Below are 15,401 nucleotides of genomic sequence, written 5' to 3' on the forward strand. Positions count from 1 at the left end.
CGGTGGCAGGATAGGTGAAGCGTGTTGTGCGCCGGGAGACGCCAAGTTGTTCTTCAATAATCGAATCGACCACTCGCACCCCGCCATTGAAGGTCCATGTGGTGATGACGAAAGGCCCCGTACCCCCCCAACTGCTGTTTAAGTGATTTTTCTACGACGTATTCTCCAGCCCATTTATAGTAATGGGCTATGCATGGCTGTCCAGCACCTGGGACCAGCGTATGCATTTGGACGCGGGGCGCCACAGGGTTCCATCCCCCTTTAGATTTGTAATGTACGACTTCCAGCGAACCATCTTCTTCTGCAATGCCGGTTAGCACACGATCCAGCGCGGGATCGTAGTCATAATTGAAACGAACATGCCGCTCGGGTGTTTGTGTCTGCCCAGCACGATGTCGCTTTATCGATTCCAACAGGCAGTTTCGGATGTCCAGTGTGACCTCGTAGCCTTCAGGTGTATCAGGCCATACCGTGAATGTGCTTTGCGACGAGCCTTGCGCAACGATCGAACCATGATTGGCCCGGAGCAGTACAGTGCTACCATCTTTAATACTGTCAAGCCGGATATGTCCATCCACACCCTGCCATGCCAGATTGAGTTCCCCGCCGTGTGGAGAGCGAATAGTCGATGTCACCAGTACAAGACTTTCGCGGTCAATATCCGCCAATTCTGCTTTCCAAGTGTCGCGCTGTTTTTTCAGGTTTGTGATTTGATCGCGCGTGATCTTTTCTTTGTCGATCCATTGGGTCAGGTTAGCGATGATCGCTTCCAATTTCTCTTTCAGCGCTTCCTTGAACGCTGTACCCGCTTCCTTTCCATCATGGGGGGCGGGTAACCTAAGTACCACCAGACGTGCCCCTACGCCTGGTGGTATCTCGATGGTCAGGGAGGTCCATGCATTTTCATCGCCCTCGACAGCCGTTATACGGTAGCCATCCTGATCAAGAAATTGTGTCTTGTCGGCACTCAATGACTTCATTTGTGCCTTGGTCAAGGTCAATGTTTGGCCGCTGCTCAACGTCAATAAGCGACGCCGATTGTCGAAGTAGGAGAAGCGAAACGCCCAACCGTCACCCAAGGCCCCTTCGTTAGCACGTACCGCAGAATAATGGAGTGTCAGGTCCAACTCCGGACCTTGACCTGCAAGCCCTTTCAATGTGGCGACTGGGTAGTGGGCATGGAACAAACCGGTATTCTCGTCCACACCGTTGTCTCGAGCACCCCCCGTATCGTAAACATGCGCTCCCAAGGTCATGCAGCGGTCAACACACAGCGTGCTATCGGGGCTAAATGATGCTATATAGTCATCTGGTTTTTTAATATCGTGTTTGACAGGACGGAACCAAGGGCTTTTAGGAGTAAAGCGGGCTTCGATTGCCTCTATTGATGCTAAGAACGGCGAATGGAACGGCGGAGACAAACATAACGTACATGCATTGGCTCTGACGGCTGCGTATTCAAGAATGGCCTTGTGACTGTCATGGAGGACTTCAATGCCAACGGCTGCAGGTGCTACGCTCAAACAGCGTACACCCGCACTTATCGTTTTTGGTTCGAGCTTCAGTTGTGTCATCAGTTGGGGTATTGTCGTGATCTCGCCTGATACAAAGCTCTGACGGGACAGTAGATAGTATGGAAAATAACTGCTTGTATCGTATTGCGGATTTTTTTCAGTTTGGTTGTTCAGGCGCTGCTTCGGTCGATCTTCTGGCTCGGGTGTATCATAGGTTGCGTCCCAGAGTCCACTTGGGTCGGGGATTACGGTATGTGTGAGCTCTAGGCGTAATGGTTTAACTGCCGTCCAATCGTCCCTCTGATCGTCCCTCTGATCGGCCTCCCGATCGTAATTAAAGAGTTCTGTGACGCGTCGTAGACTTAAACTGGCTGTCATGCCAAGTCTTTTAGGGAGCCACAAGGCCAGCGTATCTTCGGAGCTCTTAGTATTATTACTTGCCGAATTGTGACTCCTGGAGACTACGTCAGGCATGCCGCTGCCACGCATAATACTCATCAGCTTTTCGGTGAATGAGTCAGTTGATTCGCTGCTTATGTCGGAGCCGATCGAGTACTCAGTGTTCAAGCGATAACAAACGTAGCCTGTGCGAATGTCCCGCAGTGTCAACTCCAGCGGGTGGACCGTGGCCATATCAGATTCGTAATCACCGGTAATTGGTAGGAAAAACTCGAACTGAGCCATCCTAGCTTCAGCCATAGCGCTCACCAGAGAATTTGCTATCTGACGTAACTGCTCGCTCATTGAAATGGACTGACCGGGTTGACTGCTATCAGGTAGCAGCGGCACCCATTCATCGTTTTCCTCCAAAGGCGCGCTCATTACGATGCGCAATGGAACCCCCGCGCACTTCCATTGCCCGGAGGCGCCCTTCGCGTTGTCGAGTTCCAGGGCAAGATAATCACCCAAAGGTGAGGCTTGCAGCTTTTTAGCCAAAGCTGCCGGCCATTTACCCTGCTCTAACTCATCAGCACTTGCTTTGAAGACGATCGGCGACCCCTTCAATGGCATGCCCGTAACATCATCGTGTACGTGGACCCGCAACTCCTCATCCGCCGTCAGCGCCCGTGACGCGGTGAAGTTTCCGTGAGGGACCCACGGCGCGGTATCCACGGTGACCGACAGCTCCGAGAACTGAGGTATCCACAGGGCGTTACCCTGATCGCTCGGGCTGATACTGATACCGTCATCCGCCAGCACGCCGGCCCGCAGCACCTCGCTGTGCTTTAGCACCGCCTCACACAGCGCCTTTGCCCGAGCAGAGGAATCGGTACTGGCTTCGAAGGTCACCACAATCGACTCCAGCAAGCCTTGACTGACACGGTCACGCACCTGAACGCACACACGTTGTGCCGCCTGGAAATCGACGTTCGCCAAATTGTGGGCCATTACCTGATTGGCCGCGAACGGTGCATTGGTGAACAGCCGCGCATAGGTGGAAAAGACCCAAAGACGGTTGTAATCCTCATGGGAGGACGCGGCGACGCAGTCCGCTGTGGAGTGACTTGTTGCACCGGCCTCGAAAGTGACTCCTTTGATGACGCCCGCATGAAGCAATTTAGAGTTATTGATTAGCGTATTGTTGTAACGGATCGCCTTGATCAGTGCCACCGGCCATTTATCTTGGGTGCGATAATCCGCTTTGGCTTTTAACGCAACGACCTTCAACACACGCCCATCCCGTCGGTCAACCGCCCATACGCGGATGACCTCGTCCAACGCAAGATCCCTGTCAGCCAACAAGTAACAAGGCGAAGTCCATTCACATTTCGGAATACCGATGCGCTCTTCGGCGAAACCAATCATGCTCGGTAGGGCGTCGTGGAAAGGCGTGGAGACAACGTTCATGGGAACTCCTTACTGGTGTTTGCCATTTCGTGGACTCAAATTGCGGACGGACCGCGTGGCCGGCGTATGGGTGACTTCGCTAGCTGCCGTTAATGTGAGTCGCCTTGGGCTTGATATCTAAATCGGTTGTATGCCGTGCGAATCTGCACTCAACTTGTCCCCCTGACGGGCGTTCGGCAACTCACAAAAATGACAGTGGGTATGTATACAGTGGGGCGTTCGAGAAGGCGGTGAGCCGAGGCTGTGGCGGGGGAGATTTGACGCAAGAGAGACCCAGGCAGATCGGGGCTGGATGCGTTTGGCCGAAGGCGAACGGTCGCCACCCTAGAGGTCGGGGGCAGGGGAGCAAAGGCTCAGAACGACACGCCCTCTGTTGGGGGGGCAGATGCGGGACTGTCCCGTACCTGCACCCCCAACAGAGGGGGCGCGATGGGCGGTACTCGGCGATAACGGCTCGTCGTTACACGGGCCTTGACTATCGAGATCTCCAATGAAGATTGGCTTTAGGGCTACAACCGCGCATCCAGTGCCGTCAGGTAACCCCCATAGATACGCCTGTAAAACAAAGGATTGCTATACAACTTGTTTCCACGGCAGTGGAGACAATCGACAGCGGTGTAGCTGCGTCCTTCTGCCGCGAGCGACTCGAGAACTTCATTCAGCGCCACAGGTTTGTTGACGAGCACAACATCGACCGCCTTTTCCTCGGCTAGCCGCTTAACCATCATTCGGAACGGGGCTCGCTCGTACTCTTTGATGATCTCGGTCGATGCTTTGCCCGGTACCAGCTCTCTAAGCTCATAGTTACCAATTTTGCTACCTGACCGATAGGTTTGAACAACCGGTCGTTTGCCACTAATGAAAGAACTCAGGGATTTCACATCTGACGGGTCAGTCCTGACGACAGCTCTGAATCCGTTTTGGGTAAAGAAGTTTGTTTCTGCTTCCCAGGGGGAAACAAACGATGGGGGTGCGTCGAAGCCAGAGGCCATGGGGCCGGCCACTCGTTTGCCATGGGAAATCACCTTGAGCCTCCCACTGCTAGCGCCGCCAGGATAGAGCGTGTAAGCGTTACCTGCGCCCATGGTGTTAGCCGACGACCCCCCGTTTAATGAATACTCGGCTGGTTTCACTGATAGGCGTGAACGTATTCCCCGCAGCCGTTGCAACGATTTACCCGCGCTTTTCACCAGGGACGGAAGCGCAGTCAAAGCTGCGACCGCCTGGGATGCCATCGATGCCCACCCCAGTTTCTCTGCCAGTTCGGGGTTGTCCTGTTCCACGGCTATTTTCGTAACGTCCAGTGCTACCGAAACCATCGTAGTGACCACCAGTGCTGCAGCGACCATCACGGATAAACCGCCAGCCATCCCCGGAAGACTCGCCAACGCCATCACGACGTGTCCCGCCCCTTCCAAGCGCGAGGACAACCGCGGGTTGCTCTGGCGCTGGGCCATGCCCGCGGCGGTGACGGCCGCGCCCACCATGATTGCGGTACAAAGCGCCATGCCGATCCCGGCCATTACCGGCCCCGCGGCCCCTAACGTGAGGATGGTCGCCGCGATAGCGACCACTACGAAAACCGCCAACGCAACCCATTGCCACCAGGGAACCGCCTCGTGCACCGGCGGCTGGGTCGCACTGATTGCCGAGTCAAGCCGAGCCAGGCTTTGAGCTTGATCGCGCCGGCTGAGCATGATGTGCCCGCTGGGGTCATGCCAATTCACAGGGTCCCCACCGGCGCAGTACGCCCGATCATTGAGCCCGCCAGCGCCGAATGGGCTCCAGTCGTCACGTTGATAGAACGCCCGGTGACGCGGGTCATAGACACGATAGCCATTGCCTAGATGAGCGCACCCGGTCGCAGGATCCAACCGTTGCCCGTCGCGGCCCAGGCCACTGAGCATCGCTTGGATGCTGGCCAGGGGTGCTTCTCCCCAGGGCGTAAACGCCAACGACCGGTGTTGCCAGGCACCCTTGGCATCTACCCAGTATTCATCGCCACCGGCCTGTTGCGGGTCGCCCAGAACGAAGAGCTGTGTCTCTGCAGTTCCCTGACGGTTCTTGATGACCACCCCCGCGTGTTCGTCCAGGGTCAGGGAACGAACGACCTTGCCTTCTTTGTCTAGCCAGGTTTCACCGCAGAGCACATCACCCGTGTAAGCAAGAACCCGACGCTGGTTGTCCGCTGCGATCCATTGGCTGATCAAGCAGTCATTTTCGTCGTACTCGTAATAAGTCGAAGGTGTGGGCTGACCTTTTTCGGTGACTGAGCGCAACCTGCCGGTATCCGAATACGCGAGGGCTTGATCGCGTTCGTTGAGCGTCAGGCGACCCCCGTCATCGTATGTGTAGGTCAACGATCGAGCCGTACCGGGTTGGCCGCCCTTTGGCGTCAGTTGAGTACTTTGCTGGGTGCGGCGGGTGGGATGATCGCTGTCATAGGCATAGGTCAGTTGTTCCACATCACCATTCACGCGTGTGGTGCTGCACTCGGTAAGGTTGCCCAGCGCATCGTACTTGTAGCGCTGTTCCTTGATGGTGTGCCCTTGAGTGTCCTTGACCTCATTGCCTGAGGTCGCCTCGACCGTCCATTTCTGCAGTTCATCACGCGTCCCGCTAACACTGGTGTAGTAGATGAATGTCTCGGTACGAGCCGGCGTGGATTGGCCATCGCGGAACAAGACTTTGCTGGTCAACTGCCCGATGGACGACCAGGTCTGCACGTAGCGCGTCTTGGTCTGGTCATCGAGCCGATACAGCCTTTCAACTTCATTACCCAGCTTGTCGTACGTATAGGACACGGCCATGGTTCGGCCTGTGTTCAGGTCACGCACGGTCATCCGCTGGCATTGGCCCAAGGCGGTGTATTCGTACCAGTACTCCAGCGAGCCGCGGACAACGCGGTCACATTGTCCTTGCGGGCCACTCCAGGCTCGGCTGCTCACGCCATTGGCATATTTCGCCCGCTGAACCTGGCCACGTAAGGACACCAGGGCCTCCTGCCGCTGTTGCTGGGCATGCACGGTGCGGTTGAAATGCCAGGCTCCAAGCAGCAGCGGGGTCAGGTCCTCACTGGTGACCTGGCTCTGCTGAGTACCCTGCGCCGGGCGCTCAGCCTTGAGGGACTGGGTCAGCTTATTGAAGTTGAACGCGGCGAGCAGGGTACCCTTACTATCATCCTTACCCTGTGCATACCACTCGACACGGTTGTTGGTTTCTTTGGTATAGAACCTCTTACCATCTGGTCCAGTGACTTTTCCGGCTTGCTCGCTGTAAGCCAAACCGTTTTTGGCCCCAACCACCTGGCCAGTTACAACGTCACCCTGATTGCCGCTACCCTTCAGCGTCTGGTTGCCAAGGAGCTGGCTTGGCTTGCCCTTGGCCTTGATGCTGACGCTGGTCGGTACCGAACTGACTCCCTGATAACTCCAGGTGATTACCGACTGATCGGGTTGAGTGCGTGTTAGGGGTCGATCCAAATCATCCCAGGTTGTGGTCCATTCACGCGTTTTAACCGTTTGGTCCTTCATGGGCACATGTTGCTTGAGGGCCACGTTGCGCCCACGGGCATCAATGACTTCCTCGGTTCTCAGTGCCAGGGTCTCATCACTGCTGTCTTGCCCGCTCCAGAGCGCAGATGACACCGTCACGGACCCAGCAGCATGGTTCACCTGCTGCTGCCGGCGAGTGAACTGGATGCCGCCCTGCAAGAGCGCTAGCGCCGAGTGGTGGGTCAGTGTCGGTTCACTTTTGGCGTTCTGCTCAATGACAGGATCGGCAGACAACTGCCAGAAATGCAGGTGCGGTTGCGCGGGAGTCTGGAGTGGCTTGTCATCGTGGGTGCACAGGCCACCAGGCAGGAAATCATAGGCCTTGACTTTTTCAGGCGCCTCGCCCCGACCCCAGGTACTTTCCTCCAGTAGCACGAATTCGCTTGTGTCGCTCGCCTCACGTTGCATCTCGTGTCTGACTGCGCGCTGCAAGCCATCGTATAGGGTGCGCTGCTGGCGGCCGTCCGCGTTGAGGGTTGTCAACCAAGTGCCCGAACCCGTTTCCGTGTGGGTGATACGCTGTTCTTCGATCGGTTTGAGCGCTTTGACCTCTCCAGAATCGAACGCCTTGGCATCGTACGAGTACGTCACGCTGTGGGCCCCTCGGCCACGGGTGTCGTAATCATGGCAGGAGAAACGCACAGGCTTGCCGTCACCATCCTGATGCGACTCGCGTAGCAGCCGACCACTGAACGCCGACTGGATCTGCTGGCTGAGGATGGCATCGCCGCCCGCGATCAAAGGGGCCGTGGTGACGAGCTTCCAGGTGTTGGGCTGTTTTCCTGGATAAGTGGTTTCCGTGATCGTCTGCGTGCTGCGAACGGTGTTGTCCTTGTACCAGGTCGTGGCTGTCCGGGTGATGCTGCGCAATGCGCCGCTCACTTTATTGGCTTGGCTCTGGATCAACGTAACTTTGATGCCACTCCAGGACGTGGCAAGTGATACCGTCCAGTCCTTTGCCTCTGATTTGACACTGGCGACCGTGACACCTTCGAGTACCAGCACGGTGTCAGGCATCAGCCGGCCCTGTGCATCCTGGGTCGACTTCGAATAACCACAAAGCGTCAGGGTGGCCGCCGAAGTGGCCGAGCCGTCGAATGCCAGGTATTCCAGGCGAGCCATCAAGGGTGGTTGGTGGGGATCGACGATCTTCGGGCAGACCAACGCGGCGGCATCCGCCAGCAAGGTTTCATCAGCAAGTTTGAGCCCGCTGATCAATTCACTGATCGCGGGCAACTGATCGCCACGAGTGCCCTTATCGGTGTCCGCTCCTGAGTAGTACCGCAAGCAAGTCGTCTGCCCATCACTGGTAACCGTCGAGCTCGGTTGACCGTGTTTGTTGTAAGCAGCCAGCGTGCTTTCGACTTGCGAGGCGTTCAGAGAAGGTGCGTTGGTCGTGTCGTTCATGGCAGCTGCTCCACGGTTGAAGCGGTGGTCAAAGATTCGGTGGTCACTTCGATTTTGACAGGGCGTGATAATATCAAATGCTTGTAATTATTTGCCGGGGCGGTAGCGGGATACGTGAAGCGTGTTATGCGCCGGGAGTCGCCAGGTTGTTCTTCGATGATCGAATCGACCACTCGTACTCCGCCATTGAAGGTCCATGTGGTGATGACGAAAGGCCACGTATCTTCCCCGATACTACCCAGCTGCTGTTTAAGTGATTTTTCTACGACGTATTCTCCAGCCCATTTATAGTAATGGGCAATGCATGGCTGTCCGGCACCAGGGACCAGCGTATGCATTTGGACGCGGGGCGCCACAGGGTTCCGTACCCCTTTAGATTTGTAATGTACGACTTCCAGCGAACCATCTTCTTCTGCAATGCCGGTTAGCACACGATCCAGCGCGAGATCGTAGTCATAATTGAAACGAACATGGCGCTCTGGTGTTTGTATCTGCCCGATACGATGCCGTTTTATCGATTCCAACAGGCAGTTTCGGATGTCCAGTGTGACCTCGTAGCCTTCAGGTGTATCAGGCCATACCGTGAATGTGCTTTGCGACGAGCCTTGCGCAACGATCGAACCATGATTGGCCCGGAGCAGTACAGTGCTACCATCTTTAATACTGTCAAGCCGGATATGTCCATCCACACCCTGCCATGCCAGATTGAGTTCCCCGCCGTGTGGAGAGCGAATAGTCGATGTCACCAGTACAAGACTTTCGCGGTCAATATCCGCCAATTCTGCTTTCCAAGTGTCGCGCTGTTTTTTCAGGTTTGTGATTTGATCGCGCGTGATCTTTTCTTTGTCGATCCATTGGGTCAGGTTAGCGATGATCGCTTCCAATTTCTCTTTCAGCGCTTCCTTGAACGCTGTACCCGCTTCCTTTCCATCATGGGGGCGGGTAACTTAAGTACCACCAGACGTGCCCCTACGCCTGGTGGTATCTCGATGGTCAGGGAGGTCCATGCATTTTCATCGCCCTCGACAGCCGTTATACGGTAGCCATCCTGATCAAGAAATTGTGTCTTGTCGGCACTCAATGACTTCATTTGTGCCTTGGTCAAGGTCAATGTTTGGCCGCTGCTCAACGTCAATAAGCGACGCCGATTGTCGAAGTAGGAGAAGCGAAACGCCCAACCGTCACCCAAGGCCCCTTCGTTAGCACGTACCGCAGAATAATGGAGTGTCAGGTCCAACTCCGGACCTTGACCTGCAAGCCCTTTCAATGTGGCGACTGGGTAGTGGGCATGGAACAAACCGGTATTCTCGTCCACACCGTTGTCTCGATCACCCCCCGTATCGTAAACATGCGCTCCCAAGGTCATGCAGCGGTCAACACACAGCGTGCTATCGGGGCTAAATGATGCTATATAGTCATCTAGTTTTTTGATATCGAGTCTGACAGCATGGAACCAAGGGCTTTCAGGACTAAAGCGGGCTTTGATTGCCTCAACCGATTCTAATGATGGGTAATGGAAGGGTGGGGACAAGCATAACGTATAGTTCCTGAAGATTGAGTTTTCATTAGTAGAAATAGATCTCTTGCTGTTGTGGAGGGCTTTAATATCAACTGCTACAGGTGCTAGGCTCAAAAAGCGTATACCCGCACTTAGCGTTTTTGGTTCGAGCTTCACTTGTGTCATCTGTTCAGGTATTGTCGTGGTGTCGCCTGATACAAAGCTCTGATGGGGCAGTAAGTAGTATGGAAAATAACTGCTTATATCGTATTGCAGATTTTTCTCAGTTTGGTTGCCCAGGCGCCGCTCCGGTGGGTGTTTTGGCTCGGGCGTATCATAGGGGAATTGCGAAGGTTGACCTGAATACGGGATTACAGTCTGGGTGAGCTTCAGGCGTAAGGATTTATCGTGTTTCCGATAGTGATCCGAGAGTTTCGTGGGGCGTCGTAGACGTAAAGTGGCTGTCATGCCGAGTCTGGTAGGGAGACACACGGCCAGCGTATCTTCGGAACTCTTAGTATTGTTACTTGCCGAATTAAGATTTCTAGAGACTACGTCAGGCATGCCGCTGCGTCGCATAACACTCATCAGCTTTTTGATGAATGAGTCAGTTGATTCGCTGCGTGTACCCGGGCCCGTCGAGTACTCCGTGTTCAAACGATAACAAATGTAACCTGTGCGAATGTCCTGCAGTGTCAATTCCAGTGGATGGATCTTGGCTATTTCATCGTTGTATTGATTGCGCGATGGCACGGAAAAATAGTATCCAGCCTTTCTAGCTTCAGCCATAACGCTCGGCAGAGAATTTACTATCTGAAGTAACTGCTCGCTCATTGAAATGGACTGACCGGGTTGACTGCTATCAGGTAGCAGCGGCACCCATTCATCGTTTTCCTCCAAAGGCGCGCTCATCAAGATGCGCAATGGAACCCCCGCGCACTTCCATTGCCCGGAGGCGCCCTTCGCGTTGTCGAGTTCCAGGGCAAGATAATCACCCAACGGTGAGGCTTGCAGCTTTTTAGCCAAAGCTGCCGGCCATTTACCCTGCTCTAACTCATCAGCACTTGCTTTGAAGACGACAGGCGACCCCTTCAATGGCATGCCTGTAACATCATCGTGTACGTGGACCCGCAGCTCCTCAGCCGCCGTCAGTGCCCGCGACGCAGTGAAGTTACCGTGAAGGACCCACGGCGCGGTATCCACGGTGACCGACAGCTCCGAGAACTGGGGTATCCACAGGGCGTTACCCTGATCGCTCGGGCTGATACTGATACCGTCATCCGCCAGCACGCCGGCCCGCAGTACCTCGCTGTGCTTTATCACCGCCTCACACAGCGCCTTGGCCCGAGCAGAGGAATCGGTACTGGCTTCGAAGGTCACCACAATCGACTCCAGCAAGCCCTGACTGACACGGTCACGCACCTGAACGCACACACGTTGTGCCGCCTGGAAATCGACGTTCGCCAAATTGTGGGCCATTACCTGATTGGCCGCGAACGGTGCATTGGTGAACAGCCGCGCATAAGTGGAAAAGACCCAAAGACGGTTGTAATCCTCATGGGAGGACGCGGCGATGCAGTCTGCCGTGGAGTGGCTTATTTCGCCGGCCTCGAAACTTTTTCCTTTGATAACGCCCGCGTGAAGCATCTTGGAGTGGTTGACCGAACTATCATTGTCACGAATCGCCTTGATCAGTGCCGCCGGCCATTTAGCCTGGGTGCGATTATCCGCTGTGGCTTTTAATGCAACGACCTTCAACACACGCCCATCCCGTCGGTCAACCGCCCATACGCGGATAACCTCGTTCAACGCAAGGTCCCTGTCAGCCAACAAGTAACAAGGCGAAGTCCATTCACATTTCGGAATACCGATGCGCTCTTCGGCGAAACCAATCATGCTCGGTAGGGCGTCGTGGAAAGGCGTGGAGACAACGTTCATGGGAACTCCTTGAGGGTGTATGCCATTTCGTGGACTCAAATTGCGAACGGACCGCGCGGCCGGTGTATGGGTGACTTCGCTAGCTGCCGTTAATGTGAGTCGTTTCAGGCTTGATATCTGAATCGGTTGTATGCCGTGCGAATCTGCACTCAACTTGTCCCCCTGACGGGCGTTCGGCAACTCACAAAAATGACAGTGGGTATGTATACAGTGGGGCGTTCGAGAAGGCGGTGAGCCGAAACGGTGGCGGGGGATACTTGGCGCAAGAAAGACCTAGGCAAGTCGGGGCTGGATGCGTTGGCCGAGGTCTTGGCGCGGGATGCAGAAAGGGTATGGCGTATGCCTGACGGGTGTCAGGCATACGGGAGAGTCAGACTGCTCCAGCGAAGGAGGCGCTTGAGCAGCCCGCCTGGGCGTTACTCGTGGGTAGCGTTTACAGGATCCTGCGACAGGCTATACACATAGGCGGCCAACAGGTGCACCTTGTCATTGCCCTGGATATCGGCCTGGGCCGGCATCTGGCCCTGGCGGCCGTAGCGGATGGTCTGCTGCAACTGGGCGAAGCTCGAACCGTAGATGAACGCTTGGGGTGGGTCAGGTCCGGTGCGCCCATGGCCGGAGTGCCTTTGCCTTCAGGGCCGTGGCAGGCCACACAGCTGCTGGCGAAGATGTCCTTGCCCTTGGCCGCGTCGGCTTTCACGCCTTCCGGCAGGCTGCGTCCGTCCAGGTTGGTCAGCACGAAGGCTGCCACATCCGCCACGCCTTGCTCACCGATCACTTCGGCCCAGGCGGGCATCACGCCATGACGACCATTCATGATCGACGCCTTGATGGTCTCCGGCTCGCCGCCCCAGCGCCAGTCCTTGTCGGTGAGGTTAGGGAAACCGTAGGCGCCCTTGGCGTCGGAGCCGTGGCACACGGCGCAGTTGGAGGCGAACAGGCGTGCGCCCATTTTCAGCGCCTGTGGATCCTTGGCCACGTCCTCGACCGGCATGGCGGCGAACTTGGCGAAGATCGGACCGAACTTGGCGTCGGCCTTGTCCATCTCCTTCTGCCATTCGCCGACTTGGGTCCAGCCGTCCTCGTAGCCGGGCAGGATGCCTTTCCAGTTGCCCAGGCCCGGATAGAGGATCAGGTAGCCGACCGAGAACACCAAGGTGCCGACGAACAGCCAGAACCACCACTTGGGCAGCGGGTTGTCATATTCCTCGATGCCATCGAAGCTGTGGCCCATCGTCTGGTCGGTGGTATTGCTGCTCTCGCCCTTGCGGGTGCCCAGCAGCAACCAGGTCAGGCCGATCAGGCTGCCGAGGGTCAGTACGCTGATGTAGGTACTCCAGAAGGTGGTCATTGCCCGTTACTCCTCACCACTGCAGTCACGGCTGCGCTCGCAGCCGCGGGTTCCTGCCCGGCAGGGGGCAGGCGGTCGTCGTCGAAGGGCAGCAGGCGCGCTTCGGCGAAATCACGGTCGCGGCGCCGGTTGAACACCCACAGCGACAGGCCGATGAAGGCCACCAGCACCACCAGGGTGCCCAGGCCGCGGATCATGCCGATGTCGAATTCCATCGTGCTCACCTCTTGTTCTTGATCGAGGTGCCCAGCACCTGCAGGTAGGCCACCAGCGCGTCCATCTCGGTCTTGCCCTTGACCGCGTCGCGGGCACCGGCGATGTCCTCGTCGGTATAGGGCACGCCGAGCGAGCGCATCACGCGCAGCTTGGTGTCGGTATGGCTGCTGTCCACCGGCTGGGCTACCAGCCAGGGATAGGCCGGCATCTTCGACTCAGGAACCACGTTGCGCGGGTTGTACAGGTGCGCGCGGTGCCAGTCGTCCGAGTAGCGCGCGCCTACGCGGGCCAGGTCCGGCCCGGTGCGCTTGGAACCCCACAGGAACGGGTGGTCCCAGACGCTTTCACCGGCTACCGAGTAGTGGCCGTAGCGCTCGGTTTCGGCGCGGAACGGACGGATCATCTGCGAGTGGCAGCCTACGCAGCCTTCGCGGATGTAGATGTCGCGGCCTTCGAGTTGCAGCGCGGTATAGGGCTTCATGCCTTCGACCGGCTTGTTGGTGACGTCCTGGAAGAACAGCGGGACGATTTGCGTGAGGCCGCCGATGCTGACGGCGAACACCATCAGCAAGGCCAGCAGGCCAACGTTTTTCTCGATGACTTCATGTTTCATCTGGTGTCTCTCCTCAAGCCAGCTGGGCGTTCGCAGGGGCGACGTCAAGGGCTGGCGAACGCACGGTGCGCCAGGTGTTCCAGGCCATCAGGAACATGCCGCTGAGGAAGATCGCACCGCCGACGAAGCGCACGATGAAGCCGGGGTGGCTGGCGACCAGGGTCTCGACGAACGAGTAGGTCAGCGTGCCGTCGCTGTTCACTGCGCGCCACATCAGGCCCTGGGCGATGCCGTTGACCCACATCGAGGCGATGTACAGCACGGTGCCGATGGTGGCCAGCCAGAAGTGCGCGTTGATCAGGCCCAGGCTGTACATCTGCTGCTTGCCGAACACCTTGGGGATGGTGTGGTACAGCGCGCCGATGGAGATCATCGCCACCCAGCCCAGGGCACCAGCGTGAACGTGACCAATGGTCCAGTCGGTGTAGTGGGAGAGGGCGTTGACGGTCTTGATCGCCATCATCGGGCCTTCGAAGGTGGACATGCCGTAGAACGCCAGCGACACCACCAGGAAGCGTAGGATCGGGTCGCTGCGCAGTTTGTGCCAGGCCCCGGAGAGGGTCATCATGCCGTTGATCATGCCGCCCCAGCTCGGTGCCAGCAGTACCAGGGACATGATCATGCCCAGCGACTGCGCCCAGTCGGGCAGGGCGGTGTAGTGCAGGTGGTGCGGGCCGGCCCAGATGTACAGGGTGATCAGCGCCCAAAAGTGGACGATCGACAGGCGATAGGAATACACCGGACGTTCGGCCTGCTTGGGCACGTAGTAGTACATCATCCCCAGGAAGCCGGCGGTGAGGAAGAAGCCGACGGCGTTGTGGCCGTACCACCACTGGACCATGGCGTCGGTGGCACCGGCGTAGACCGAGTAGGACTTGGTCAGGCTGACGGGCACTTCCAGGTTGTTGACGATGTGCAGGATCGCCACGGTGAGGATGAAGGCGCCGAAGAACCAGTTGCCCACGTAGATGTGCTTGGTGGTGCGCTTCATCAGCGTGCCGAAGAACACGATGGCGTAGCAGACCCAGACGATGGTGATCAGCACGTCGATCGGCCATTCCAGTTCGGCGTATTCCTTGGAGCTGGTGTAGCCCAGTGGCAGGCTGATCGCCGCCAGCAGGATCACCAGTTGCCAGCCCCAGAAGGTGAAGGCGGCCAGCTTGGGCGCGAACAGCAGGGTCTGGCAGGTGCGTTGCACCGAGTAGTAGGAGGTGGCGAACAGCGCACAACCCCCGAAGGCGAAGATCACCGCGTTGGTGTGCAAGGGTCGCAGGCGGCCGAAACTGGTCCACGGCAGGTCGAAGTTGAGGCTTGGCCAAACGAGTTGCGCGGCGATGAAGACGCCGAGCCCCATCCCGACGATGCCCCACACCACCGTCATGATGGCGAATTGGCGGACCACCTTGTAGTTATAGGCGGTACTGCTGGTTGTGTTCATGTATGGGTTCCCATCCACGGTTAT

General features: G+C 57.0%; 7 protein-coding genes and 1 pseudogene. All 8 read right to left on the bottom strand.

Features of this window, described 5'->3' with window-relative positions:
* Window positions 1-53: 53 nt before the first annotated feature.
* A complete protein-coding gene (locus GKC70_RS08795; protein WP_342651093.1) occupies window positions 54-3,362 on the bottom strand; it encodes a hypothetical protein in 3,309 nt (1,102 codons plus the stop codon).
* Window positions 3,363-3,871: 509 nt separating this feature from the next.
* Window positions 3,872-8,323, bottom strand: a complete 4,452-nt coding sequence (locus GKC70_RS08800; RefSeq protein WP_342651094.1) for an RHS repeat-associated core domain-containing protein — start codon at window positions 8,321-8,323, stop codon at window positions 3,872-3,874.
* Window positions 8,320-9,207 carry a hypothetical protein gene (locus tag GKC70_RS08805; protein WP_342651095.1) on the bottom strand — a complete coding sequence of 296 codons (888 nt, stop codon included), beginning with the start codon at window positions 9,205-9,207 and terminating at the stop codon, window positions 8,320-8,322. The genes GKC70_RS08800 and GKC70_RS08805 overlap by 4 nt, the downstream gene beginning before the upstream one ends.
* 8 nt (window positions 9,208-9,215) lie before the next feature.
* Window positions 9,216-11,759: a hypothetical protein gene (locus tag GKC70_RS08810; RefSeq protein WP_342651096.1), complete on the bottom strand. Its 2,544-nt coding sequence runs from the start codon at window positions 11,757-11,759 to the stop codon at window positions 9,216-9,218.
* A gap of 416 nt (window positions 11,760-12,175) precedes the next feature.
* Window positions 12,176-13,110 (bottom strand): annotated as a pseudogene (gene ccoP / locus GKC70_RS08815) (cytochrome-c oxidase, cbb3-type subunit III).
* Window positions 13,107-13,325 (bottom strand): cbb3-type cytochrome c oxidase subunit 3, encoded by a 219-nt coding sequence (locus GKC70_RS08820; protein WP_029614905.1) that lies wholly within the window; start codon window positions 13,323-13,325, stop codon window positions 13,107-13,109. The pseudogene ccoP and the gene GKC70_RS08820 overlap by 4 nt, the downstream one beginning before the upstream one ends.
* Before the next feature lie 5 nt (window positions 13,326-13,330).
* Entirely contained in the window at window positions 13,331-13,939 is a 609-nt protein-coding gene (ccoO, locus tag GKC70_RS08825) for a cytochrome-c oxidase, cbb3-type subunit II (protein ID WP_039578822.1), read from the bottom strand.
* Between the two features lie 13 nt (window positions 13,940-13,952).
* Window positions 13,953-15,377, bottom strand: a complete 1,425-nt coding sequence (gene ccoN, locus GKC70_RS08830) for a cytochrome-c oxidase, cbb3-type subunit I (protein ID WP_295482198.1) — start codon at window positions 15,375-15,377, stop codon at window positions 13,953-13,955.
* Between the last annotated feature and the right edge of the window lie 24 nt (window positions 15,378-15,401).

It is taken from the genome of Pseudomonas sp. REB1044 (genome assembly GCF_038813925.1).
GTDB classification, from domain to species: domain Bacteria; phylum Pseudomonadota; class Gammaproteobacteria; order Pseudomonadales; family Pseudomonadaceae; genus Aquipseudomonas; species Aquipseudomonas boreofloridensis.